The sequence below is a fragment of the Ruegeria sp. AG1 genome (genome assembly GCF_056541705.1).
In genome coordinates, this window is the sequence record NZ_JBQFYU010000001.1 from 420,172 (window position 1) to 442,069 (window position 21,898).

Annotated in this window: 25 protein-coding genes; 20 read left to right on the forward strand and 5 right to left on the reverse strand. The window is 58.4% G+C overall.

Annotation, left to right across the window (positions count from 1 at the left end; genetic code table 11):
- Nucleotides 1-2 precede the first annotated feature (2 nt).
- The 11 genes from ACR0B5_RS02080 to ACR0B5_RS02130 are packed head-to-tail and all read left to right on the forward strand — an operon-like array spanning nt 3 to nt 11,068.
- On the forward strand, nt 3-809 hold the full coding sequence (locus tag ACR0B5_RS02080; RefSeq protein WP_480538095.1) for a class I SAM-dependent methyltransferase: 807 nt from the start codon (nt 3-5) through the stop codon (nt 807-809).
- Nucleotides 809-1,303: an NADH-quinone oxidoreductase subunit NuoI gene (gene nuoI / locus ACR0B5_RS02085; protein ID WP_039524264.1), complete on the forward strand. Its 495-nt coding sequence runs from the start codon at nt 809-811 to the stop codon at nt 1,301-1,303. Before ACR0B5_RS02080 ends, nuoI begins: the two co-directional genes overlap by 1 nt.
- Nucleotides 1,300-1,710 carry a carboxymuconolactone decarboxylase family protein gene (locus tag ACR0B5_RS02090; protein ID WP_170375147.1) on the forward strand — a complete coding sequence of 137 codons (411 nt, stop codon included), beginning with the start codon at nt 1,300-1,302 and terminating at the stop codon, nt 1,708-1,710. The genes nuoI and ACR0B5_RS02090 overlap by 4 nt, the downstream gene beginning before the upstream one ends.
- Nucleotides 1,707-2,309, forward strand: coding sequence for an NADH-quinone oxidoreductase subunit J (locus tag ACR0B5_RS02095; RefSeq protein WP_170467877.1), 603 nt, complete (start codon nt 1,707-1,709; stop codon nt 2,307-2,309). The genes ACR0B5_RS02090 and ACR0B5_RS02095 overlap by 4 nt, the downstream gene beginning before the upstream one ends.
- A 4-nt stretch (nt 2,310-2,313) precedes the next feature.
- Nucleotides 2,314-2,619 (forward strand): NADH-quinone oxidoreductase subunit NuoK, encoded by a 306-nt coding sequence (gene nuoK, locus ACR0B5_RS02100; RefSeq protein WP_005984024.1) that lies wholly within the window; start codon nt 2,314-2,316, stop codon nt 2,617-2,619.
- 7 nt (nt 2,620-2,626) lie between these two features.
- The gene (gene nuoL / locus ACR0B5_RS02105) at nt 2,627-4,807 is read left to right on the forward strand and encodes an NADH-quinone oxidoreductase subunit L (protein WP_170554339.1); all 2,181 of its coding nucleotides are present in this window, start codon (nt 2,627-2,629) and stop codon (nt 4,805-4,807) included.
- Entirely contained in the window at nt 4,807-6,351 is a 1,545-nt protein-coding gene (locus ACR0B5_RS02110; RefSeq protein WP_170554341.1) for an NADH-quinone oxidoreductase subunit M, read from the forward strand. The genes nuoL and ACR0B5_RS02110 overlap by 1 nt, the downstream gene beginning before the upstream one ends.
- 15 nt (nt 6,352-6,366) lie before the next feature.
- The gene (gene nuoN / locus ACR0B5_RS02115) at nt 6,367-7,809 is read left to right on the forward strand and encodes an NADH-quinone oxidoreductase subunit NuoN (protein ID WP_480538098.1); all 1,443 of its coding nucleotides are present in this window, start codon (nt 6,367-6,369) and stop codon (nt 7,807-7,809) included.
- A gap of 54 nt (nt 7,810-7,863) precedes the next feature.
- A complete protein-coding gene (locus tag ACR0B5_RS02120; RefSeq protein ID WP_170691963.1) occupies nt 7,864-8,613 on the forward strand; it encodes a biotin--[acetyl-CoA-carboxylase] ligase in 750 nt (249 codons plus the stop codon).
- An 11-nt stretch (nt 8,614-8,624) separates the two neighbouring features.
- The gene (locus ACR0B5_RS02125; RefSeq protein ID WP_170554347.1) at nt 8,625-9,404 is read left to right on the forward strand and encodes a type III pantothenate kinase; all 780 of its coding nucleotides are present in this window, start codon (nt 8,625-8,627) and stop codon (nt 9,402-9,404) included.
- A complete protein-coding gene (locus ACR0B5_RS02130; protein ID WP_480538101.1) occupies nt 9,401-11,068 on the forward strand; it encodes a ribonuclease J in 1,668 nt (555 codons plus the stop codon). Before ACR0B5_RS02125 ends, ACR0B5_RS02130 begins: the two co-directional genes overlap by 4 nt.
- Nucleotides 11,069-11,076: 8 nt before the next feature.
- Here the strand turns inward: ACR0B5_RS02130 and ACR0B5_RS02135 are convergent, their stop codons facing one another.
- Together ACR0B5_RS02135 and ACR0B5_RS02140 are read right to left on the reverse strand one after the other, a co-directional pair.
- A complete protein-coding gene (locus tag ACR0B5_RS02135) occupies nt 11,077-11,778 on the reverse strand; it encodes an NUDIX hydrolase (protein ID WP_480538103.1) in 702 nt (233 codons plus the stop codon).
- A 17-nt stretch (nt 11,779-11,795) separates the two neighbouring features.
- Nucleotides 11,796-12,191, reverse strand: coding sequence for a DUF983 domain-containing protein (locus ACR0B5_RS02140; RefSeq protein ID WP_480538105.1), 396 nt, complete (start codon nt 12,189-12,191; stop codon nt 11,796-11,798).
- Nucleotides 12,192-12,404: 213 nt separating this feature from the next.
- On the opposite strand from ACR0B5_RS02140, the gene ACR0B5_RS02145 reads away from it, so the two are divergent.
- The 4 genes from ACR0B5_RS02145 to ACR0B5_RS02160 are packed head-to-tail and all read left to right on the forward strand — an operon-like array spanning nt 12,405 to nt 14,309.
- The gene (locus tag ACR0B5_RS02145; protein ID WP_170467857.1) at nt 12,405-12,872 is read left to right on the forward strand and encodes an EF-hand domain-containing protein; all 468 of its coding nucleotides are present in this window, start codon (nt 12,405-12,407) and stop codon (nt 12,870-12,872) included.
- Between the two features lie 6 nt (nt 12,873-12,878).
- The gene (locus ACR0B5_RS02150; protein ID WP_480538107.1) at nt 12,879-13,493 is read left to right on the forward strand and encodes an RNA polymerase sigma factor; all 615 of its coding nucleotides are present in this window, start codon (nt 12,879-12,881) and stop codon (nt 13,491-13,493) included.
- Entirely contained in the window at nt 13,486-13,839 is a 354-nt protein-coding gene (locus ACR0B5_RS02155; RefSeq protein ID WP_170554357.1) for a hypothetical protein, read from the forward strand. Before ACR0B5_RS02150 ends, ACR0B5_RS02155 begins: the two co-directional genes overlap by 8 nt.
- Complete coding sequence (locus tag ACR0B5_RS02160; protein ID WP_170554359.1) at nt 13,836-14,309, forward strand: periplasmic heavy metal sensor; 474 nt, start codon at nt 13,836-13,838, stop codon at nt 14,307-14,309. The genes ACR0B5_RS02155 and ACR0B5_RS02160 overlap by 4 nt, the downstream gene beginning before the upstream one ends.
- Nucleotides 14,310-14,314: 5 nt before the next feature.
- On the opposite strand, the gene ACR0B5_RS02165 is transcribed toward ACR0B5_RS02160, so the two are convergent.
- Nucleotides 14,315-15,712 carry a diguanylate cyclase gene (locus tag ACR0B5_RS02165; RefSeq protein WP_480538109.1) on the reverse strand — a complete coding sequence of 466 codons (1,398 nt, stop codon included), beginning with the start codon at nt 15,710-15,712 and terminating at the stop codon, nt 14,315-14,317.
- An 89-nt stretch (nt 15,713-15,801) separates the two neighbouring features.
- On the opposite strand from ACR0B5_RS02165, the gene ACR0B5_RS02170 reads away from it, so the two are divergent.
- The 5 genes from ACR0B5_RS02170 to ACR0B5_RS02190 all read left to right on the forward strand — a co-directional run bounded on the left by ACR0B5_RS02170 (nt 15,802) and on the right by ACR0B5_RS02190 (nt 20,161).
- Nucleotides 15,802-16,086 carry a DUF3572 domain-containing protein gene (locus ACR0B5_RS02170; RefSeq protein ID WP_170375177.1) on the forward strand — a complete coding sequence of 95 codons (285 nt, stop codon included), beginning with the start codon at nt 15,802-15,804 and terminating at the stop codon, nt 16,084-16,086.
- A gap of 17 nt (nt 16,087-16,103) precedes the next feature.
- Nucleotides 16,104-16,796, forward strand: coding sequence for an HAD family hydrolase (locus ACR0B5_RS02175; protein ID WP_480538111.1), 693 nt, complete (start codon nt 16,104-16,106; stop codon nt 16,794-16,796).
- A gap of 122 nt (nt 16,797-16,918) precedes the next feature.
- Nucleotides 16,919-18,478 carry a trimethylamine methyltransferase family protein gene (locus ACR0B5_RS02180; protein WP_480538113.1) on the forward strand — a complete coding sequence of 520 codons (1,560 nt, stop codon included), beginning with the start codon at nt 16,919-16,921 and terminating at the stop codon, nt 18,476-18,478.
- A 106-nt stretch (nt 18,479-18,584) separates the two neighbouring features.
- Complete coding sequence (locus ACR0B5_RS02185; RefSeq protein ID WP_170642979.1) at nt 18,585-19,172, forward strand: heme NO-binding domain-containing protein; 588 nt, start codon at nt 18,585-18,587, stop codon at nt 19,170-19,172.
- Nucleotides 19,169-20,161 (forward strand): diguanylate cyclase domain-containing protein, encoded by a 993-nt coding sequence (locus tag ACR0B5_RS02190; protein ID WP_480538115.1) that lies wholly within the window; start codon nt 19,169-19,171, stop codon nt 20,159-20,161. The genes ACR0B5_RS02185 and ACR0B5_RS02190 overlap by 4 nt, the downstream gene beginning before the upstream one ends.
- A 2-nt stretch (nt 20,162-20,163) precedes the next feature.
- On the opposite strand, the gene ACR0B5_RS02195 is transcribed toward ACR0B5_RS02190, so the two are convergent.
- Nucleotides 20,164-20,862 carry a CbiX/SirB N-terminal domain-containing protein gene (locus tag ACR0B5_RS02195; protein WP_480538117.1) on the reverse strand — a complete coding sequence of 233 codons (699 nt, stop codon included), beginning with the start codon at nt 20,860-20,862 and terminating at the stop codon, nt 20,164-20,166.
- 59 nt (nt 20,863-20,921) lie between these two features.
- A complete protein-coding gene (locus ACR0B5_RS02200; protein ID WP_480538119.1) occupies nt 20,922-21,854 on the reverse strand; it encodes an AEC family transporter in 933 nt (310 codons plus the stop codon).
- Between the last annotated feature and the right edge of the window lie 44 nt (nt 21,855-21,898).

Sequence of the window (21,898 nt, forward strand, 5' to 3'; positions counted from 1 at the left end):
ACGTGGGTATTGACTATAGCGCCGCCAAAAAGCTGATCCGCCACGCGGACACACATGGAGTGGGCCACCGCGTTCTGATGCTGGGTCGGCACCGTATTCAGGTCAAGGATCGGCTCAAGTCTGCCCTAGACCGGGTGCTTAGCGAGACAAAGTTCGATCTGCGTTTTGCAGACCTTGAGCAAGAAGATGGATATGCCGAGACGTTCTTTCGGGCATTGGGCGCAACGTCTGTTGAATCTCTGGACATTTCCGACTTTGAAGGCGCGAGTTTGATACACGACCTCAATGCACCGGTACCGGAGGGTTGGGCTGGCCAATATGATCTAATCTATGACGGCGGTACGACCGAGCATATCTTCGACGTAGCCACCTGCATGAACAACCTCAACACTCTGCTGGCTCCGGTCGGAGTTTTGTCTGCCTGTTCACCCGGCAACAACTGGTTCGCGCACGGTTTCTATCAGTTCGGGCCGGAACTCGTGTACGGCTATTGGAAACATGGTTGTGGGTTCGAGGTGTTAGACTGCGTGATGTTGCCTGAAATGCCACGGGACAAGGAACTTGAGATCGCAGATCCGGCATTGACCGGTAAACGACCACGTATGCGCGGCAAAGTTCCCAACCAACGAGTGTATCTTTACTACGAGGTCCGCAAGGGAGCGCAGGCGCACCCGTGGAATCGCGCTTTGCAGACGGACTATGTCCGGCGATGGCACGACCACGAGGTCGCAAGTGACGCCGACGATGATCAGTTTACGAAGCTACGCATTTCGCATACTGCTGCCGTATCCAAGGTGGAGGCATCTTGATGACCCAAATCGACTACACCCGCGCTGCCAAGTATTTCCTGCTGCAAGACTTCTGGGTCGGCATGAAGCTGGGGCTAAAATACTTCTTCGCCCCCAAGGCCACCGTGAATTATCCGCATGAAAAAGGCCCTCTATCGCCTCGGTTCCGCGGCGAGCACGCCTTGCGTCGATATCCTAACGGCGAGGAACGCTGCATCGCCTGCAAACTTTGCGAGGCGATCTGCCCGGCGCAAGCCATCACCATTGACGCCGAACCGCGCGAAGACGGCAGCCGTCGCACCACGCGCTACGATATCGACATGACCAAATGCATCTATTGCGGTTTCTGCCAGGAGGCCTGCCCGGTCGATGCAATTGTAGAAGGTCCGAACTTCGAATTCGCCACAGAAACAAGGGAAGAGCTGTTTTACGACAAGGAAAAACTGCTCGACAACGGTGAACGCTGGGAAGCCGAAATCGCCCGCAATCTGGAAATGGATGCGCCGTACAGATGAGTGACACTCCGACAAATCCGTTTGAGCTGATGATGAAGCAAGCACAGGACATGGCCAAGGCAATGAACCCGGCGATGGAGAATTTCTCGCCAAAGGGGTTTGAGAACCTATGGCCGACCATGCCCAAAGAGGTCATGGAAATGATGTTCGGCAACACCGTCAACAAGGACGGGCTGGATGCCAAGACCCGTCTGCTGCTGACGCTGGCCGGGCTGACCTGTCAGGGCGCTCAGGCAGACTCGGCCGTACGGCAGACCGTGCGCCATGCGCTTGAGGCGGGCGCAAAGAAACAAGAGATCGTGGAAACGATCGGTCAGATGTCCGTCTTTGCTGGCATTCCGGCCATGACCCGTGCGCTGGATCTGGCGCAGGAGGTCATGGGCGACAACGAGGATGAGGATCAATGACCGTCTTTGCCTTCTACCTGTTTGCCATCAGCGCCATCACCGGCGGACTGTTCACGGTGATCAGCCGTCAGCCGGTGCACTCGGTGTTGTGGCTGATCTTGTCCTTCCTGTCCTCGGCTGGGCTGTTCGTACTGCTGGGGGCCGAGTTTGTGGCGATGTTGTTGATCATCGTCTACGTGGGCGCGGTCGCGGTGCTATTCCTTTTCGTGGTGATGATGCTGGACGTGGACTTTGCCGAGCTGAAGGCCGAGATGGCGCGTTATATGCCATTGGCTTTGCTGATCGGTCTGGTCATTCTGATGCAGTTCATCATGGCGTTCGGGGCATGGGACAGCGCGCAAGCCGTTGAGGCCAATCTGGCGCAACCTGTCCCGAGCGACCGCCACAACACCGAAGCGCTGGGCGTTATTCTTTACGATCAATATTTCCTTCTGTTCCAACTGGCGGGCCTGATCCTGCTGGTGGCCATGATCGGTGCCATCGTACTGACCCTGCGCCACCGTCAAGACATCAAGCGTCAGGATATCGTCGGCCAGATGATGCGCGACCCGGCCAAGGCGATGGAGTTGAAGGACGTTAAACCGGGGCAGGGACTTTGAGAAGATGATCGGACTTGAACACTATCTTACGGTCGCGGCGACGCTGTTTGTCATCGGCATCTTCGGTCTCTTCCTGAACCGCAAGAACGTCATCATCCTGCTTATGAGCATCGAATTGATGCTGCTGGCGGTGAATATCAACCTTGTGGCGTTTTCCAGCTTCCTCGGCGATCTGGTCGGGCAGGTGTTCACGCTGTTCGTGCTGACCGTTGCGGCGGCAGAGGCGGCGATTGGTCTGGCCATTCTGGTCTGCTTCTTCCGCAACCGTGGCACTATCGCGGTTGAAGACGTCAATATGATGAAGGGCTGAGAGAACTATGGAAACCACCATCCTCTTTGCCCCGCTCGTGGGCGCTCTGATCTGCGGGTTCGGCTGGCGGTTCATCGGTGAGAAAGCCGCCATGTGGACTGCGACGGGCCTGTTGTTTCTGGCCTGTCTGCTGTCGTGGATCGTGTTCCTGGCTTTCGATGGTCAGACCCAACAGATCGAAATCCTGCGCTGGATCGAGAGCGGCTCGCTTTCAACAAGCTGGGCCATTCGTCTGGACCGCCTGACCGCGATCATGCTGATCGTGGTGACGACTGTCTCGGCGCTCGTGCACCTCTATTCATTCGGCTACATGGATCACGACCCGCAATGGCGCGAGGGCGAAAGCTATAAGCCGCGCTTCTTTGCCTATCTGTCCTTCTTCACCTTCGCGATGCTGATGCTGGTGACTGCCGACAATCTGGTACAGATGTTCTTCGGCTGGGAGGGCGTGGGCGTCGCCTCATACCTGCTGATCGGTTTCTATTATCGCAAGTCCAGCGCCAATGCGGCGGCCATGAAGGCGTTTATCGTCAACCGGGTTGGCGATTTCGGCTTTGCGCTGGGGATTTTCGCGATCTTCCTGCTGACTGACAGCATCAACTTCTCGGATATTTTTGCCTCGGCCTCAGACCTGTCGGAAATGCAACTCAGCTTTCTCTGGGGTGAGTGGAACGCGGTTGAGGTGATCTGTGTCCTTCTGTTCATCGGCGCGATGGGGAAATCGGCGCAGTTGATCCTGCACACATGGTTGCCGGACGCGATGGAAGGCCCGACGCCTGTATCGGCCTTGATCCACGCCGCGACGATGGTTACGGCGGGTGTCTTCCTTGTCTGCCGCATGTCGCCGCTGATGGAGTTCGCGCCAGGTGCGACCGGTTTCATCACCTTCCTTGGGGCCTCGACTGCGTTTTTTGCGGCGACCGTGGGTCTGGTGCAGACCGACATCAAGCGCGTCATCGCCTATTCGACCTGTTCGCAGCTGGGCTATATGTTCGTGGCCGCAGGCGTCGGCATGTACTCGGCGGCGATGTTCCACCTGCTGACGCACGCTTTCTTCAAGGCGCTTTTGTTCCTCGGGGCTGGTTCGGTGATCCATGCGATGCATCACGAGCAGGAAATGACCGAATACGGCGGGCTGCGGAAGAAAATTCCCTATACGTTCTGGGCGATGATGATCGGAACGCTGGCCATCACGGGTGTCGGTATCCCGCTGACCACCTTCGGCTTTGCCGGGTTCCTGTCAAAGGATGCAATCATTGAAAGCGCCTTTGCGGGCGGCACGGGCTATGCCTTCTGGATGCTGGTTATCGCTGCGGTCTTCACCTCGTTCTACAGCTGGCGTCTGATTTTCCTGACCTTCTATGGCGAGCCGCGTGGGGACAAACATACCCATGAACACGCGCATGAAAGCCCGAAGGTGATGCTGATCCCTCTGGGTGTTCTGTCGCTGGGCGCGGTTTTTGCAGGGATGATCTGGTACAGCAACTTCTTCGGTCACACGGACAAGGTCGGGAAGTTCTACGGGATCCCGGTGGCCGAGGCCTCAGCGCATGGTGAAGGTCATGACGAAGCGACCCATGCCGAGCATGTTGCCGATGGTACCGCCGAAGAGCATCACGGTGACGATCATGCCGATGCCCACTCGGATGAGGCGCACGGGGATGATCATGCAGATGAGGCGCATGGCAAGAAAGACGGCCACGGAGATCATCACTATGTCTTCGCGGGCGAACCGGGTGAGGGCGCTTTGTATATCGCACCGGACAATACCGTGCTGGATGACGCCCATGCCGTCCCGAAATGGGTTAAGGTATCGCCTTTCGTGGCGATGCTGCTTGGGTTTGTCGTGGCCTACTGGTTCTATATCGTAAACACGTCGCTGCCCGCGCGTCTGGCTGCAAACCAGCGCCCGCTTTACCTGTTCCTGCTGAACAAATGGTACTTTGACGAGATCTATGATGCGGTCTTCGTCAAACCCACTCTGGCCCTTGGCCGCCTTCTGTGGAAGCGCGGCGATGGCAACACAATTGATGGCTTCCTGAACGGAGTAGCAATGGGCGTTGTTCCCTTCTTCACCCGCCTCGCAGGCAAGGCGCAGACCGGGTACATCTTTACCTATGCCTTCTGGATGGTGCTGGGCATCGCGGCCCTTGTGACCTGGATGTCGATCGGCGGAGGGGCGCAGTAATGGACAATATCCTCTCGATCGTGACCTTCATTCCGGCCATTGCTGCGGGTATTCTGGCTCTGTTCCTGCACGGAAATGATGCGGCGGCGCAGCGGAATGCCAAGTGGGTGGCGCTGTTGGCGACCACTGTTACCTTCCTTGTGTCGATTGGCATCTACACGGGCTTTGATCCTTCGAACACCGGCTTCCAGATGGTGGAAGAGGGTGAGTGGCTGATGGGTCTAAAGTACAAGATGGGCGTCGATGGCATCAGCGTGCTGTTCGTGTTGCTGACTACCTTCATCATGCCCCTGACCATTCTGGCCAGCTGGAACGTGACCGAACGGGTCAAGGAATACATGATCTCGTTCCTACTGCTGGAAACGCTGATGCTGGGCGTGTTCATGGCGCTGGATCTGGTGCTGTTCTACCTGTTCTTCGAGGCAGGCCTGATCCCGATGTTCCTGATCATCGGCATTTGGGGCGGTAAGGATCGCATCTACGCCAGCTTCAAGTTCTTTCTCTATACCTTTCTCGGCTCGGTGCTGATGCTGGTGGCGATGGTTGCGATGTACGCGGATGCTGGCACTACGGATATCGAGGCGCTGATGACCCATCAGTTCTCGTCCGAAAGCTTTAGCGTGATGGGCGTCTACATCGTCGGCGGGATGCAGACGCTAATGTTCCTGGCATTCTTTGCATCCTTCGCGGTGAAGATGCCGATGTGGCCGGTGCATACCTGGTTGCCGGACGCGCACGTGCAGGCCCCGACGGCGGGTTCGGTCGTGCTGGCGGCGATCCTGTTGAAAATGGGCGGCTATGGCTTCCTACGCTTCAGCCTGCCGATGTTCCCGGTTGGCTCGGCGGTGATGACCGATCTGGTTCTGTGGATGTCAGCCATCGCCGTTGTCTACACCTCGCTCGTGGCGCTGGTGCAGGAGGATATGAAGAAGCTGATCGCCTATTCATCGGTCGCGCACATGGGCTTTGTGACCATGGGGATTTTCGCGGCGAACCAGCAGGGTATTGATGGCGCGATCTTCCAGATGCTGAGCCACGGTTTTATCTCGGCCGCGCTGTTCCTGTGCGTCGGCGTAATCTACGACCGGATGCACACCCGTGATATTGACGCGTACGGAGGTCTGGTGATCCGGATGCCCGCCTATGCGTTGGTCTTCATGTTGTTCACCATGGCCAATGTCGGCCTGCCGGGAACCTCGGGCTTCATCGGCGAATTCCTGACCCTGATGGGCGCATTCCAGGTCAACACCTGGGTAACCGCAGTGGCTGCGACCGGCGTGATCTTCTCGGCAGGGTATGCGCTGTGGCTTTACCGTCGGGTCGTGTTCGGCGATCTGATCAAGGAAAGCCTCAAGGCGATGACCGACATGAGCTCGCGTGAGCGGCTGATCTTTGCGCCGCTCATCGTGATGACCATCCTGCTGGGCGTCTACCCGTCGCTGGTGACCGATGTGATCGGTAACTCGACCGCTGCACTGATTTCGAACTATGATACGGCTCTGGCCGCGGCTGAAGCTGCGACCCAGACGGCCGCTTCGCATTAAGGGAGCTTTGGAGACATGATCCAGGCTGATCTGACGATAATCCTGCCAGAGATCGTTCTGGCCGTATATGCGATGGCTGCTCTGATCGGTGCCGTTTACACAAAGAAGGACGAGCTGGCTCCGGCATTGGTCTGGTCCACGGCAGGTCTAATGACGCTTCTGGCGATTTGGATCTCAAGCAACGGTGACGGGACCAACGTGGCGTTCAATGGAATGTTCGTGGATGACGGCTTTGCGCGGTTTTCCAAGGTTGCCATCTTACTTTCCGCCGCTGCCGTTCTGGTCATGAGCCAGGACTACATGGCCCGCCGCAACCTGCTGCGGTTTGAGTACCCTGTGCTGGTCGCATTGGCTGCAGTCGGGATGATGATGATGGTCAGCGCGGGCGATCTGATGTCGCTTTACATGGGGTTGGAGCTTCAATCCTTGTCGCTCTATGTCGTGGCGGCGCTGCGCCGGGACAGTGCTAAATCCACAGAAGCGGGTCTGAAGTATTTCGTTCTAGGTGCGCTTAGCTCTGGCCTGCTGCTCTATGGCGCGTCGTTGGTTTACGGGTTCACCGGCACCACGCTGTTCTCGGGCATCATCGCCACTGTTCAAGCCGGAGACGTCTCGATCGGTCTGCTCTTTGGTCTGATCTTCCTGATCTCGGGTCTGGCCTTCAAGGTTTCGGCCGTGCCCTTCCACATGTGGACCCCGGATGTGTACGAAGGGTCTCCGACCCCGATCACAGCCTTCTTTGCAACAGCTCCGAAAGTGGCTGCGATGGCGCTGTTCGCGCGCCTGCTGCATGACGCGTTTGGAGGCATCGTGAAGGATTGGCAGCAGGTGATCGTGTTGCTGTCGGTTCTGTCCATGCTGTTGGGCGCGGTTGCCGCCATTGGCCAGCGTGACATCAAACGTCTGATGGCGTTTTCCTCGATTGCCCATATGGGCTATGCGCTGATCGGTCTGGCTGCGGGAACCGAGCCGGGCGTGAAAGCCATGCTGATGTATCTGGCGATCTACGTGACGATGAATATCGGCACCTTCGCCTTCATCCTGATGATGGAGCGCGACGGCAAACCGGTCACCGACATCGACGCCTTGCGGCAGTATTCCAAGCGCGATCCGGGAAAGGCTCTGGCCGTTCTGATCCTGATGTTTAGCTTGGCGGGTGTACCGCCCATGCTTGGGTTCTTTGCCAAGTTCGGTGTATGGCAGGCGGGTGTCAGCGCGGGTCTGACCGGGTTGGTGATCGTGTCGGCCATCGCCTCGGTCATCGGTGCGTTCTACTATCTGCGGATCGTCTTCTTTATGTATTTCGGTGCCGAGAATGAAGAACCCATCGAAACGCGTTCAAACCCTGTATTGTGGGTGGCCTTGATGGGATCGGCGGCTTTGATGCTGATCGGCGTGTTCTACCAGTTCGGTGTCGAGGGCGCTGCGTCCGCTGCTGCAGCCACGCTTGTCAATTGATGAAAGCCGCCAACACGATGCAACTGCGCACCCACGCAAGCGGGCCTTACTGACATGAGCAGTTGGCCTGACGGGTACGGCCTGCACATTTTGCAAGAGGTGGACAGCACGCTGAACGAAGCCGCGCGTCTTGCACCCACGGCGCAAGGCCCCGTGTGGATCATGGCACATCACCAGACCGCAGCGCGCGGCAGGCGAGGGCGGGCTTGGGCCAATCCCAAGGGCAATTTGGCCTCGACCCTTCTGATGCGCCCTCAAGGTGATCCGGAGAGTGCGGCTCTGCGCAGCTTCGTAGCGGCTTTGGCCTTGTTCGATGCCTGTGTCGCTGTGACCGGCAGAGCGTCAGGTTTGTCGCTAAAATGGCCCAATGATGTTTTGCTGAACGGCGGCAAGCTTGCGGGGATATTGCTGGAAAGCACGGGGCAGGGGCGCGGAGTTTCACATCTGTCGATTGGGATCGGCGTCAATCTGACCGAAGCCCCTGGCGCAGACGCGGTTGAGCCGGGTGCCGTTCGCCCGGTTTCTCTGCTTTCGGAAACCGGTGCGCATGTCACGCCTGAGGATTTTTTGACCGAACTCGCCATCGCTTATGCCGGCTATGAAACCCAATTCGTCACTTACGGCTTTGAACCGATCCGCACGGCATGGTTGGCCCGCGCAGCGCGGCTGGGTGAGGTCATTACCGCCCGTACCGCCACGTCGGAAACGGTTGGTACCTTCGAAACGGTAGACGCGGGGGGCAACCTTGTCCTAAACACCGCCAAAGGCCGTGTGAGCATTCCTGCGGCGGACGTGTTTTTCTGAAGGGGGCTCAGATGCTTCTGGCCATCGACTGCGGCAATACAAATACCGTTTTCTCGATCTGGGATGGTGAGACATTTCTGTGTACCCTGCGCACCTCGACCCATCATTCGCGCACGGCGGATGCCTATTTCACCTGGTATTCCACACTGGTGAAACACTACGGGATCGAGGCTGACATTACCGATGTTGTCATCGCCTCGACCGTGCCGCGCGTGGTTTTCAATCTGCGCATCTTTGCGGATCGGTTCTTTGGTTGCCGTCCGCTAGTTGTGGGTAAACCGGATTGCCTTTTGCCTGTCGCCCCACGCATTGACGAAGGCACGGTGCCGGGGCCTGATCGCCTCGCCAATGCAGTGGGGGCCTTTGACCGTCATGGCGGAGACGTTGTGGTTGTCGATTTCGGAACCGCGACCAACTTTGACGTCGTCGCCTCTGATGGGGCCTATGTCGGAGGCGTCATCGCGCCGGGCGTAAACCTGAGCCTTGAGGCCCTGCACCAAGGGGCCGCCGCCCTGCCACATATCGACATTACCCGCCCGGAAAAGGTGATTGGTACGAATACGGTTGGCTGTATCCAATCGGGCGTGTATTGGGGCTATTCCGGTCTGATCGAGGGGCTGATCGCCCGCATCAAGACCGAATACGGAATGCCGATGAAAGTCGTTGGAACCGGAGGGCTCGCACCCTTGTTCGATCAGGCCGACGTGGGGTTCGACGCAATCGAAGATGATCTGACGATGCACGGGCTGACCGTGATCCATCGCTATAACAAGGAAAATGGCTCAAAATGAGCAGCGAAAGACTGATCTACCTGCCACTGGGCGGGGCCGGTGAAATCGGCATGAACGCCTATGTGTATGGCTACGGCGCGCCGGGCAAGGAACGTCTGATCCTCGTCGATCTGGGTGTGACCTTCCCTGACATGGACACGACGCCGGGTGTAGACCTCATCCATGCCGATATCTCATGGCTGCAGGAACGCGCTGACCGGCTTGAGGCGGTTTTTGTCACCCACGCGCACGAAGACCACGTGGGCGCCGTGGCGCATTGCTATGAAGCGCTGGGGGCGCCGATCTATGCGCGCGCCTTCACCGCCAATATTGCCCGTCGTAAGATGGAAGAACACGGCCACCCTGAAGACGCCGTCCGCACGGCCTCCGCTTGGCCCGAGCAGGTCTCAGCCGGGCCATTCACCGTTGGCTTTCTGCCAGTATCGCACTCGATCCCCGAAAGCGCCGCGCTGGTGATAGACACGCCCGAAGGGCGGATCGTGCATTCGGGGGACTTCAAGCTGGACACAAACCCGGTGGTGGGCGAACCGTTTGCCCCCGATCTCTGGGCTGATGTCGCCAAATCCGGCGTGAAGGCCCTAGTCTGTGACAGCACAAATGTGTTCTCAAACCACCCCGGACGCTCAGAGTCCGAGGTCGGACCCGAGATCACCAAGCTTGTCGAAAGCGCTGAAGGTATGGTCGTGGCGACCACATTCGCCTCGAACGTCGCGCGGGTTAAGACCTTGGCCGAGGCTGGCCAGCGGGCCGGGCGTTCGGTCGTGCTTTTGGGCCGGGCCATGCGCCGGATGATCGAAGCTGCAACGGAAACCGGCATTTTGTCGGATTTCCCCAAAGTGATCAATGCCGAAGAGGCCGTAGAGCTTCCGCGTCAGAACCTGATGCTGATTGTGACCGGCAGTCAGGGCGAACGCCGTGCCGCCAGCGCGCAGCTGGCTCGTGGTAAATACCGCGGCATCGAGTTGAAAGAGGGCGATCTGTTCCTGTTCTCCTCGAAAACCATTCCCGGCAATGAGCGTGGTGTGATTTTCATCATCAATCAGCTCAGCGAAAAGGGCGTGGATGTGGTGGATGACAGCTCGGGCCTTTATCACGTATCGGGCCATGCCAACCGGCCTGATCTAGAGAAGGTGCATGAGTTGATCGACCCGCAGATGGTGATCCCGATGCATGGCGAACATCGCCACCTGCGTGAACATGCCAAATTGGCCGAGGCTGGTGGACGTACGGGTGTTCTGGCCGTCAACGGGACCATGCTGGATTTGACCGGCAACGCGCCGAAGGTTGTCGACTATGTCGAAACCGGGCGGACCTATCTGGATGGCACGGTCAAGGTCGGGGCGCTGGACGGGGTTGTGCGCGACCGAATCCGCATGGCGCTGAACGGCCACGTGACTGTGACCGTCATTCTGGATGAAGAGGACGAGCCTCTGGGTGAGCCATGGTGCGATACGATGGGCCTGCCGGAGATCGGAACCTCTCGCGCGGCGCTTGTTGAGGTGCTTGAGGAAGACCTGAACCAGTTTCTGATGCGGGCCGAGGCCAAGACCCTGCGCGACGATGACAAGCTGGAAGAGGCCATGCGCCGGATCGTGCGTCAGACGGCCAAAGCTGAGATCGGCAAAAAGCCTGAAGTCACGGTTGTGATCAGCCGCATGAAATAAGGTTGGGGTCAATCAACCTCGGGCATGGGGTACCCCCTGAGCCTTTGGAACAGGCTGGCCTCATCATTGTTCAGAAAGAACGGGACAGAAGATGGCGGTGTCGGGTCGGTGACCCGAGCCGTGATCTCGGCCAGCACGACCTCGGTGATGAAGGGCAGGTCGAAGTTGCGGACCTCATCTAGTTTTACCCATTGCAGGTGCGACAACTCATCCGAGGCGCGGCTGAAATCGTCCAGATCTCCGTGAATCGCCTGTGCATCGACCAGAAAGAACCGCGCATCAAACCGTCTAGGCCGACCCGGAGGGGTAACGGCGCGGAACACAAACTGCAGCGCCTCGGCCGAGGGTTTGAATCCCAAAGCCGCAAAGCTGGTCCAATCCGACGGAGCATCGCCCTCCCATTCACCAGGCTGGCCGAGGACCATCCCGGTTTCCTCCCACAACTCTCGAATGGCTGCGACGGCAAGCGCCTGCTGTAGGTCAGCATCGGCTTGCTCGGCCAAGCGATCATAGCAGAGTTGAGGCAGCGGGGCGGCCAGTGGGATGCTTGCATCCTCGGGGTCGACCGCGCCGCCTGGAAACACGAATTTGTTCGGCATGAACGCCGCTTTGGCCCCGCGTTGCCCCATCAGGATCGAGGGCGCGGTAAAACGGTCCCGCAATACGATGACGGTTGCCGCGTTGCGGATGGCGGTCTTGTCGACGCTCATGCTGGTGCCCGCTGCGGTCACGCGGCTTTCTCGAACCCATGCATGCGCCGCGCCCATTGATAGGCTACGACCGCCCCTTTCAGGCGGGGCAACAGGAACAGCGACAGCGCTATACAGCCGATGGAAAACCCGATGGCCATGGTCCACGGATCCGGGCGCCAATGCACGTATGACACGTGCAAAGCAGGCGCCAACAGGTGCCCGACCAGCAGAATCGTCAGATAGGCGGGGCCATCATCTGCGCGGTGGTGAAACAGCTCTTGCCCGCAATTTGAGCAGCTGTCGTTGACCTTCAGGTAGCTGTGCAACAGCTTGCCTTCACCACATTTCGGGCATTTGCAACGAAAGCCTTTGATCAAAGCAGGCCATGTTTCGCGCTCTTCTTCCACTGCGGGGGTGATCGTTTGATCCATGATAATGTAACTCGCGCATCTATCTTTGGCGGATAATGGGCCTGTTTGCCGGAATAGAAAAGGGGGGTGCGTCGCTTTGCATCGCTTGGGTAGGGCAAGCGTTCGTGACCTGCTGATCCTTCGCTAAACTTTTTTCGACGGAAACCCGCTGGTGCCGCGTTTGAATGGATATGAGCAGCGGCAATCAGGTCGCGCCAATATGGGGAAACCGATATGAAGAACTCGAAATTCATCCCGGCAATCGTTCTGTCGGCAGTGGCGATCACAGGTACGTCGGCCCTGGCAGCAGGCCCAAAGGATCGTGAGCCTGTCTCGTTTCAGGAACTGGACGCCAATGCGGATGGTCAGATCACGAAAGAAGAGATGCAGGCTCATCGCGCACAGCGCTTCACAAAGGCTGATACTAACGGCGATGGACAGTTGAGCGTCGAGGAGATGCAGGCTGCGGCCCAGCAGAAGGCCAATGATCGTGTGACCAAGATGTTCGAGAAACATGACGCGAATGGCGATGGGGTTCTCAGCACCGATGAGTTGCCCAAACCGCGCCGGGCTGACAAGATGTTTGATCGGATCGACGCGGATAGCAGCGGCGGTATCTCGGAACAGGAATTTGCCGATGCAAAAGACAAGATGGGCAAGCATCACAAGAAGCGCCAGAAATCGGACGCTGACGATAGCTGATGCAGGATGGAGGATCTGACCTCCCACCCTCAAGACGTTCGCGGCGCGGGGTGCGTCGCGGACGACCTTGGTGACGATAGGTTGCTGAGGATGTTTGCCGATGGCGATGCCGGGGCGGCGCGGATCCTGACGGACCGGCTGGGCCCGCGTTGCTACTCGGTCTCTCTGCGCATGCTGGGGAATCGGGCCGAGGCCGAGGATGTGACGCAGGATGCCATGATGCGGCTGTGGCAGATGGCCCCCAAATGGGTGCCGGGCACGGCCAAAGTGTCAACCTGGCTCTATCGGGTGACGCTGAACCTGTGTCTGGACCGTAAGCGTAAAAAGACGCTCGAGCAGCTGCCCGAGGAGGTTGAGCCGCCCGACAACGCGGCCAGCGTGGTTGAGAAAATGCAGGACACGGCGCGCCATGACGCGTTGCAGGTCGCGCTTATGCAATTGCCCGACCGACAGCGACAAGCCGTCGTGTTGAGGCATATTGAGGAACTGTCCAACCCCGAGATTGCCGGGGTCATGGGCCTGTCGGTAGAAGCGGTTGAGAGCTTGACTGCGCGTGGAAAGCGGGCTTTGTCGGCCATATTGGCCGGACGGCGGGAAGAACTGGGGTATGACGATGGCTGATGACGACATGGAACTGGAAAACCTGTTTGCTCAGGCGCGCAAGGACCGACCCGAGTTGCCGGATGATCTTGCCGTGCGTATCCAGACAGACGCTGAGACCACTCGGCTAAGGCGATTGGCGAAACACGCGCGCCCTGAACGGTCCCTGTGGTCACGCCTTCTGGAGAATATCGGTGGATGGCAGGGCTTTAGCGGTCTGGCTGCCGCCAGCGTCACCGGGATTTTCATTGGGTTTTTTGCACCTGCCGTTCTGCCGGATACGGTCGGCCTGTTCGGCACAACGGATGGCAGCGTTCTGGCGGCCGACCTTGGATTTGACACCAGTTTTCTGGAGAGTACGGAATGAGCACTGATCCAAAACCGAAGCGCCGTTGGATGCCGATCGTTCTGACTCTCTCTCTGGCGATCAACCTGTTGATCATCGGGGTCGCTGTCGGCAGCGTATTGCGGCTGAAGAATAGCGATCACGCCAAGGCACCGCCGGGCTTTGGGCCCGCATTGTACCGTGCCTTGCCAAAAGAGGACCGCAAATCCCTGAGGGGAGAGCTATCCGGCCTGCACGGCAAAGGGGCCAAGGGGCGATCTCAGGACTTCATGGTTGTGACTGAGGCGTTGCGGGCCGTTCCCTTCGATCCCGAATCCGTCACACGATTGCTGCAGCAGCAGGCGCAGGCGACCGCGGACTTGCAGGCGGCGCTTCAAGAGAAATGGTTGGTTCTGGTCACACAAATGAGCGACGAAGAACGCCAGACCTATGCGACTCGTCTGGAAGAAGTCGTTAAACGCGGCCCGCGCGGTCACAAGAAAAAGCACTGAGGCGATCAGGCCGCGCTTTGCCTGATCTGCACTTGGTTGCGCCCGGCCTGTTTGGCCGCGTATAGCGCTTTGTCAGCGGATTTGATCAACTGCTCGACGGGTTCGGCCTCGTCTTGTGACAGATAGGCCGGAGCAGACATTTTCAGGCCCACACTGATGGTTACGGCAATCGGTGTGCGCTGATCGGGCAGGCGGAAAGGTACTGCACAAATCGCCTCGCACAGGGTGCTTGCCATTGTCAGTGCCTTGGCGCGCGAGATGTTCGGAATGGCGATCATGAATTCCTCTCCGCCGATGCGCGCGACAAATCCCGCCTTACCGACGACCTGTTGCATCCGTGCCGCCGCTTGGGTCAGCACGCAATCACCGCTGGCATGACCGTATTCGTCATTGATCGCCTTGAAATGATCCAGATCGGCAAGCATCAGGGCAAAACCCCGCCCCGTCTGTGCCGATTGCTGTGCAATCTGCTGGATGGCGCGCATGGCATAGCGGCGGTTCTGCAACCCGGTCAGAGGGTCGATCCAAGACTCGGCAATCCCTTTCTTCAGCGAATCCCGCATCCTGTCCATCCGGCTTTTGCGGGCAATCTGGTTGTCCAGCCGCAAGACGATCTCATCTGCGCAGAACCCGCCGAGGCAGACGGCATCTGCCCCTCGATCCAACGCCTCGGACGCGCGGGCGGCGTTGTTGTCGCTCAACACCCCAATCAGAACCGTATGACGCGTGGCCCCGCGTGATCTGAGGTCGGCCAGGATATTTAGCGCGGACCGGTCTGCATCCAGCTCGACCACGATTGCATCCGGGACGGGGCCTGAGAGCAAGGCCTGAAGATCCGATTGGTGGTGTGAGGTCAGGGCATAGCGGGATTGCCCGGAAAGCGCCTTTTGCCAAAGCGCGCTGTTGCGTGGCGTTTGCGCCAATACCGCAACGCGGGCCCGTTTGGGGGCTGCAACGTGCGGGGTCTCCGGCTCGGCCAGGCCAAGAGACTGGGGGTCCTCGCGCAATTGCAGGTCCTGCGTGTCGGCGCGCGCGCGCAAGAGGCTGCGGATACGGGCCAGCAGCAGTGTATCCTTGAACGGGTGGGTCAGAACATCATCCAGACCATCGGCCAAAGCCCGCAATCGAGCTTGCTTGTCATTCTGGGCGGTCAGGGCCACGACGGGCACGTCGCCCAAGGCCGGATTTTCCGTGATCAGGCTTTTGACATCCGCCGCTGTGCCGTCGGGCAGCGTTTGTGCGGTCAACACGAGATCAGGCCGCACACGCCGCAAGAGCGCGGTGAGGCCTTCCAATTTCTCACCTTGCACCACGTGGTACCACGCCGCCGTCAGCTGAACCTTCAGCATGATGCGGTTTGTAGATACCCCATCTAAAACAAGGATGGTTCCCTGCACGGACATAGTTGCTCACCATTGATTGCATGCGTGAACAAAGTGTTTATGAGTCTGGTTAACAAACCCTTTCCAAGACAGGGGACCGAGGCCAGTTTATGTCGATTTCCGAAGATTCCGCCCAAACTCTTGCTCTGAATGCCCTCGGATGGTTGGTCGGCAATGAGGAGCTTTTGCCCATTTTCCTCGGCTCGACCGGCGCCGCGGCGAATGATCTGCGCGACAGGGCAGGTGAGCCCGAGTTTCTGGCCTCGGTTCTGGATTTCCTGATGCTTGACGATTCGTGGATCATGGCATTTTGTGACGCGGCGGCGGTGCCGTATGATCAACCCGCTCAGGCACAAGCGGTGTTGTCGGGTGGTTCCGACGTTCACTGGACCTGACTCTGCAGGAGCTTTTCATGCCAATAGATGCGATCGTGTTCGACAAGGACGGCACGCTGTTTGACTTCGCCAACACCTGGGGCACATTCGGACGGACCATGTTGTTGCGCTTGGCCGAGAATGACTCGAACCATGCGGCGGAGCTGGGTCGGATCATCGGCTTCAACCTTGAGACCGAGACCTATTCTCCTGATAGCGTCGTGATTGCGGGAACCGTTGAGGAAATCGCAGAAGCCATGTTGCCGCATGTCGATGGCATGCCGCGTGACGCCTTGATCGAGTTGATGAATGCCGAGGCCGCAGCCGCGCCCCAAGCTCAGGCGGTGCCTTTGGGGCCGTTCCTGGATGCGTTGAAACAAGCCGGCCTCAAGCTGGGGGTCGCCACAAATGACAGCGAGCACCCGGCGCTTCAGCATTTGGAGTCGGTTGGCGTCAAAGACCATTTCGACTTCATTGCCGGTTATGACAGTGGTCACGGGTTCAAGCCTGGCCCAGGCCAATTGCTGGCCTTCGCTGCGCATATCGGCGTGCAGCCGGATCGCATCGCTATGGTTGGCGACAGCCTGCACGACTTGCAGGCCGGGCGCGCGGCAGGGATGACCACGATCGGAGTCCTCACCGGTCTCGCCAAAGCCGACGTTCTTGCGCCGATGGCGGATGTTGTCTTGCCCGATATTGGTCATATCCCGGCTTGGTTGGCGGATAACTAGATCTGCAGAACCCGTTTCCGGCGGTTCAAGGCTCGTAAACGACAAAATCTGTCGCAGATGGAACGGCCTGTTCCCGCTTTCCCGGGCTTGCTTGAGAGCAGGCAACTGGCACGGAGGCGAACATGGCCGGAACCAAATCGCGCAGACGTCGTAGCGGAGGGCGCGCTGGCGCTGCCGAGCGCAGGGGAAGTGCGGCTATTGATCAGATGCCGTGGAACCCTCCGGTCAATATCGATGCGCCGACCGAGCCTCTGGGTCCGGACGGGATCGAGGCAATCCACGACGGTGCCATGCGAATTCTCGAAGAGATCGGGGTCGAGTTCTATAACGAAGAAGCGATCGGAATCTTGCGTGAGGCAGGCTGTAAGATAGACGGTGACAACGTACGGATGGACCGTGATTTCGTGATGGAGATGGTGGCAAAAGCCCCGAGCCGTTTCACGATCACGCCGCGCAATCCCGACCGGACGATTGAGATTGGTGGACGGAACATCCTGTTCGGCAACGTCTCCTCCCCTCCGAATTACTGGGATATGGAGATCGGAACCAAAGTTCCCGGCAACCGCGAGATGTGCCGTAACCTGCTGAAGCTGACACAGTATTTCAACTGCATCCATTTTGCCGGCGGCTACCCGGTTGAGCCGGTCGATATTCACGCCAGCATCCGCCATCTGGATGTGCTTTATGACAAGCTGACCCTGACGGATAAGGCGATGCACGCCTACTCGCTGGGTAAAGAGCGGGTCGAGGATGTGATGGAGATGGTCCGCATCGCGGGCGGGCTGAGTCATGAAGAGTTCGAGGCCACGCCGCGGATGTACACTAACATCAACTCGACCTCACCGCTGAAGCACGACCACCCGATGATTGATGGTTGCCTGCGTCTGGCACGGCGCGGTCAGGCGATCGTTGTCACGCCGTTTACCCTGGCCGGAGCGATGGCCCCTGTCACCATCGCTGGCGCGGTGGCGCAATCTCTGGCCGAAGCGCTCTGTGCTGTCGCTCTGTTCCAATATGTGCGGCCGGGGATTCCCTGCGTGATTGGAACCTTTACCTCGAACGTGGATATGAAATCCGGGGCCCCGGCTTTCGGGACGCCAGAGTATATGCGGGCCACTCAGATGACGGGCCAGATGGCGCGCTTCTATGGTCTGCCGATGCGATCGTCAGGCGTCTGTGCGGCGAATGTGCCGGATGGGCAGTCGGTGTGGGAGACGTCAAACTCGCTCTGGGCGTCGGTGCAATCGGGGACCAACATGGTCTATCACGCTGCGGGATGGCTTGAGGGCGGGCTGATTGCAAGTCCTGAAAAGTTCATTATGGATTGTGAAATCCTTCAGCAAATTCAGAGATATATGAATCATGATCTCACCGCGACCGGCCCGGATGAAATCGCCCTGGACGCTATCCGTGCGGTCGGGAATGACGGGCATTTCTTTGGCATTCAGCACACTCAGGACCGCTACACGACCGCCTTCTATCAACCGTTTCTGAGCGACTGGAAGAACTACGAAGGCTGGGAGATCGCAGGAGGTATTTGGACCGCTGAGCGCGCGCATCACATCTTCAAAGAGATCATCGGAAGTTTCGAAGCACCCCCTCTGGATGAGGGTATTCGCGAGGAGCTGGCTGAGTTCGTCACCCGCCGCAAAGCCGAAGGTGGGGCACCGACGGACTTTTGATATCGTTTTGATACTAATGGGTCTTTCCGCTGATCAGCGGCGGTTCTTGGCTATTTGTTAAGGAGTGTCAGGCCACAGTACGGATGCAACCAATCTGAGGCATCTGATGCATGGTCTGATCAATCGGGCAATACAGTCGTTTGTATGCGCAACCTACGGGCGGCCGTGCTGGCAGCGCGTGACAGATTCGGCCGGATTGGGGTTTTCCGAGTTTGAGGCCATGTTGACCTACGATGACGCGATCACGGCCTCTCTGCTGGATGCGCTCAGTACGGAGCTCGCCCGGCCGCGACCCGAGATTCTTGAAGACGTAGGAACCTATCTGGTCTCACATCCCAATACCGAAGGGCTGCGCCGCCTGTTGCGATTTGGCGGCGTGACTTATGTCGAATTCCTCCATTCCCTTGATGATCTGGCGGATCGGGTGCGGTTGGCTGTTTCCGATCTGTCTCTTCCGGCCCTCGAATTGCAAGAGCTTTCGCAGACCGAATTCCAGCTTATCTGTGGGCCCGGGCTGCCCGGATATGCCAGCGCAATGGTCGGTGTTTTGCGTGCGATGGCAGATGATTACGGTGCTTTGGTGATGTTGTCGCATGACGGGCAGAAGGGCGAGGCTGAGGTGATCTCGATCCTGCTTGTCGAAAGCTCGTTTGCCGAGGGACGGCAATTCGATCTGGGGGCACGGGGCGCATGACGCGGATGGATGATCTTGCAGAACTGCTGAAAACCCTATGTCCAATGTTTCTGCTGGTTGACCAGGATGGTCGCATCCTCCGCGTCGGTCCGACATTGCAGAAGCTGCGCCCGAACTGCGTTATGGAGGGGCAATGTTTTTTAGATATTTTCGAAATGGTTCGTCCCCGCACGGTAACAACGATGCCGGCGCTTATGGCGGCGGCCGGGGCGAATCTACACCTAAGATTTCATGATGAGCCGCGCACGGCCCTTAAGGGTCTTGTCGCACCGCTGCCGGGCGGGGAAGGGGCGGTTATCAACCTGTCATTTGGTATCTCGATCCTCGACGCGGTGCGCGACTATGCCCTGACCAGCGCTGATTTTTCCGGCACTGATCTGGCGATCGAACTTCTCTATCTGGTTGAGGCGAAATCGGCCGCGATGGATGCGTCTCGGTCGCTGAACCTCAGGCTACAGGGCGCAATGCTCGCAGCAGAGGAGCAGGCTTATACCGATACTCTGACCGGAGTGAAAAACCGGCGCGCGATGGACAGCCTTCTAGGACAGATGATCGCGTCTAACGCGCCATTTGCAGTGATGCATATTGATCTGGATTACTTCAAATCCGTGAATGACCGTTTAGGACATGCTGCTGGGGATTTCGTTTTGCAGCAGGCCGCCCGGATCATGATCGAAGAAACCCGAGACGATGACACGGTGGCACGAATCGGTGGGGATGAGTTCGTTATCATCTTTCAAGGCCTGTCCAACACGGACAGGCTTTCGGCGATCGCAGAACGGTTGATCGAAAGGCTGAACCAACCGATGAGTTTTCAGGACAAGGATTGCCGTATCTCCGCAAGTGTCGGCACGGCCTTGTCTACGCATTTTGACAATCCGAGGTCCGAGGATGTTTTGCAGGCCTCGGACCTCGCGCTGTATCAAGCCAAGCGAGAGGGGAGATCGTGCCACCGGCTCTATTCCACGCTCCTCAAGGCGCAGTCCTGAGATCAGGCCGTGGAAAACGCCGCTTGCAGAGTGTCCGCGATTTGGCGCTGTATCGGGGGCAATTCGCCGATCACTGGCAGGACAGTGCCGCGGAAATGAGCCTTTTCCAGCTCTTCTGGGACATCTTCCAGAACGTGTCCTCCGCGACAGGCGAAGAAGGGCAGGCAAAGCGACTGCTCTGACGCTCCATTGGCAGCATCGGAAATTGACGGAGGTTCCTCGACAAATCCGACGCGGATCGAGCGGAACGCCATTCTATGCGACAGGTGCTCGGCAAAATCTTTTGCGACGGCCGAGGGATTTCTACTGCGGCCTGAGCCGTGCGCGGCGATGATCAGATCGGAAGCAGTTGCGCTCCAGTCGTTTTCCTTCAGGGCCGATTTCAACGCGTCGCTGACAAGATCGGGAAGCATGGGGTCCGTTCCCAACGGGCTCAAAATTCGCAAGTTGCGATCCCCGATACGTTTGGGCAAGGCGCTGGTCACAAACCATCCCTTGGCCATGAACAAAGGGTAAATTACCGTGTCGTGGGGCAGGCTGTCCATCATCTCTTCAAGTGCGTCGGGATTGGCCAGCGTGGCAGAATGGACCGACACATCGGCCGCAAGCGCGTTCACCTCAGCGGCGAACGTGGCCAGCGATGCCTCAGCTGGTTCCGGATCTGAGGGCTGACCATGGGCAACGATGATGGCGTGCGGCATTCCGGACTCCTGTTCCTAAGCGGTAAGTGTGTCGCGGGTTCTCTATTTCAAGGCGCGTGTTAGCCCAAAACTGTCAGCCAAAGCCAGACGGTCAGGATTGAAGCGGCGGTTCCGATCAGCACCGACGAGGCCGCGACCCGTTTGGCGCGCCCGTACATGTTGGCGAAAATATAGGCGTTGAAACCTGGGGCCATCGCTGCGTTCAGCACTCCGGAGCGGAACAGGTCTTGCGGCAGCCCTGTGGATGTTCCGAACAGCCACACGAGGCTTGGGTGCAACATCAGAGAAATCCCGCAAACATATGCGATCGTGCGCAGATCGCCTTCGGGTTTGTATTTCACAAGCACGCCGCCCAGCGCGAACAAGGCTCCGGGTAGGGCAGCACGAGTCACCAGTTCCAGCGCCTCATCCACCACTTGTGGAATGACCAGCCCGGACAGATTGACGACAAAGCCAAGCGCGATACCAAGGATCAACGCGTTCTTGAACATCGCAGACAGAACCGATCGCACCATTTTTGTGCCACCATGGCCGCGATTGCGCACGATCTCCATCACAGTGATCCCGACGCCGTAGCAGAACGGTGAGTGGAAGGCGATGATGGCGTAATTGCCCGTCAGGCTTTCTGGGCCATAGGCGCGTTCGGTAATAGGCAGGCCCAGAAGGACCGAGTTCGAAAACAGGCAGCAAAAGCCGATGGCGACGCAGTCTTCCCAATCACGACCAAAGATCAGCCGTGCCCCGAACAGTCCCGCAGTAAAACACAGTCCGGCTGCGGAATAGAAACTGGCCAGAAGCCGAGGGTCGAAACTGGCGCTCAGATCCAGATGGGCGATAGCCAGAAACAGAAGGCAGGGAATAGCAAAGCCCTGCGTGAAGCGCATCAACCCGTCGACATGCACCTCTTTGAAATAGCCCGAACGGGTCGCAGCATAGCCTGCGCCAATCACCAGAAAGACCGGCAGGATAACGTCAATCAGGCTTTGAAGCATATCGCCCCCGGTTCTGGCGATATGTGTGCCACAAACGGCAGGGC

Coding starts and splice junctions, on each gene's coding strand:
- nuoI (WP_039524264.1), top strand. CDS start 809: ATGACCCAAATCGACTACACCCGCGCTGCCAAGTATTTCCTGCTGCAA.
- ACR0B5_RS02090 (WP_170375147.1), top strand. CDS start 1,300: ATGAGTGACACTCCGACAAATCCGTTTGAGCTGATGATGAAGCAAGCA.
- ACR0B5_RS02095 (WP_170467877.1), top strand. CDS start 1,707: ATGACCGTCTTTGCCTTCTACCTGTTTGCCATCAGCGCCATCACCGGC.
- nuoK (WP_005984024.1), top strand. CDS start 2,314: ATGATCGGACTTGAACACTATCTTACGGTCGCGGCGACGCTGTTTGTC.
- nuoL (WP_170554339.1), top strand. CDS start 2,627: ATGGAAACCACCATCCTCTTTGCCCCGCTCGTGGGCGCTCTGATCTGC.
- ACR0B5_RS02110 (WP_170554341.1), top strand. CDS start 4,807: ATGGACAATATCCTCTCGATCGTGACCTTCATTCCGGCCATTGCTGCG.
- nuoN (WP_480538098.1), top strand. CDS start 6,367: ATGATCCAGGCTGATCTGACGATAATCCTGCCAGAGATCGTTCTGGCC.
- ACR0B5_RS02120 (WP_170691963.1), top strand. CDS start 7,864: ATGAGCAGTTGGCCTGACGGGTACGGCCTGCACATTTTGCAAGAGGTG.
- ACR0B5_RS02125 (WP_170554347.1), top strand. CDS start 8,625: ATGCTTCTGGCCATCGACTGCGGCAATACAAATACCGTTTTCTCGATC.
- ACR0B5_RS02130 (WP_480538101.1), top strand. CDS start 9,401: ATGAGCAGCGAAAGACTGATCTACCTGCCACTGGGCGGGGCCGGTGAA.
- ACR0B5_RS02135 (WP_480538103.1), bottom strand. CDS start 11,778: ATGAGCGTCGACAAGACCGCCATCCGCAACGCGGCAACCGTCATCGTA.
- ACR0B5_RS02140 (WP_480538105.1), bottom strand. CDS start 12,191: ATGGATCAAACGATCACCCCCGCAGTGGAAGAAGAGCGCGAAACATGG.
- ACR0B5_RS02145 (WP_170467857.1), top strand. CDS start 12,405: ATGAAGAACTCGAAATTCATCCCGGCAATCGTTCTGTCGGCAGTGGCG.
- ACR0B5_RS02150 (WP_480538107.1), top strand. CDS start 12,879: ATGGAGGATCTGACCTCCCACCCTCAAGACGTTCGCGGCGCGGGGTGC.
- ACR0B5_RS02155 (WP_170554357.1), top strand. CDS start 13,486: ATGGCTGATGACGACATGGAACTGGAAAACCTGTTTGCTCAGGCGCGC.
- ACR0B5_RS02160 (WP_170554359.1), top strand. CDS start 13,836: ATGAGCACTGATCCAAAACCGAAGCGCCGTTGGATGCCGATCGTTCTG.
- ACR0B5_RS02165 (WP_480538109.1), bottom strand. CDS start 15,712: ATGTCCGTGCAGGGAACCATCCTTGTTTTAGATGGGGTATCTACAAAC.
- ACR0B5_RS02170 (WP_170375177.1), top strand. CDS start 15,802: ATGTCGATTTCCGAAGATTCCGCCCAAACTCTTGCTCTGAATGCCCTC.
- ACR0B5_RS02175 (WP_480538111.1), top strand. CDS start 16,104: ATGCCAATAGATGCGATCGTGTTCGACAAGGACGGCACGCTGTTTGAC.
- ACR0B5_RS02180 (WP_480538113.1), top strand. CDS start 16,919: ATGGCCGGAACCAAATCGCGCAGACGTCGTAGCGGAGGGCGCGCTGGC.
- ACR0B5_RS02185 (WP_170642979.1), top strand. CDS start 18,585: ATGCATGGTCTGATCAATCGGGCAATACAGTCGTTTGTATGCGCAACC.
- ACR0B5_RS02190 (WP_480538115.1), top strand. CDS start 19,169: ATGACGCGGATGGATGATCTTGCAGAACTGCTGAAAACCCTATGTCCA.
- ACR0B5_RS02195 (WP_480538117.1), bottom strand. CDS start 20,862: ATGCCGCACGCCATCATCGTTGCCCATGGTCAGCCCTCAGATCCGGAA.
- ACR0B5_RS02200 (WP_480538119.1), bottom strand. CDS start 21,854: ATGCTTCAAAGCCTGATTGACGTTATCCTGCCGGTCTTTCTGGTGATT.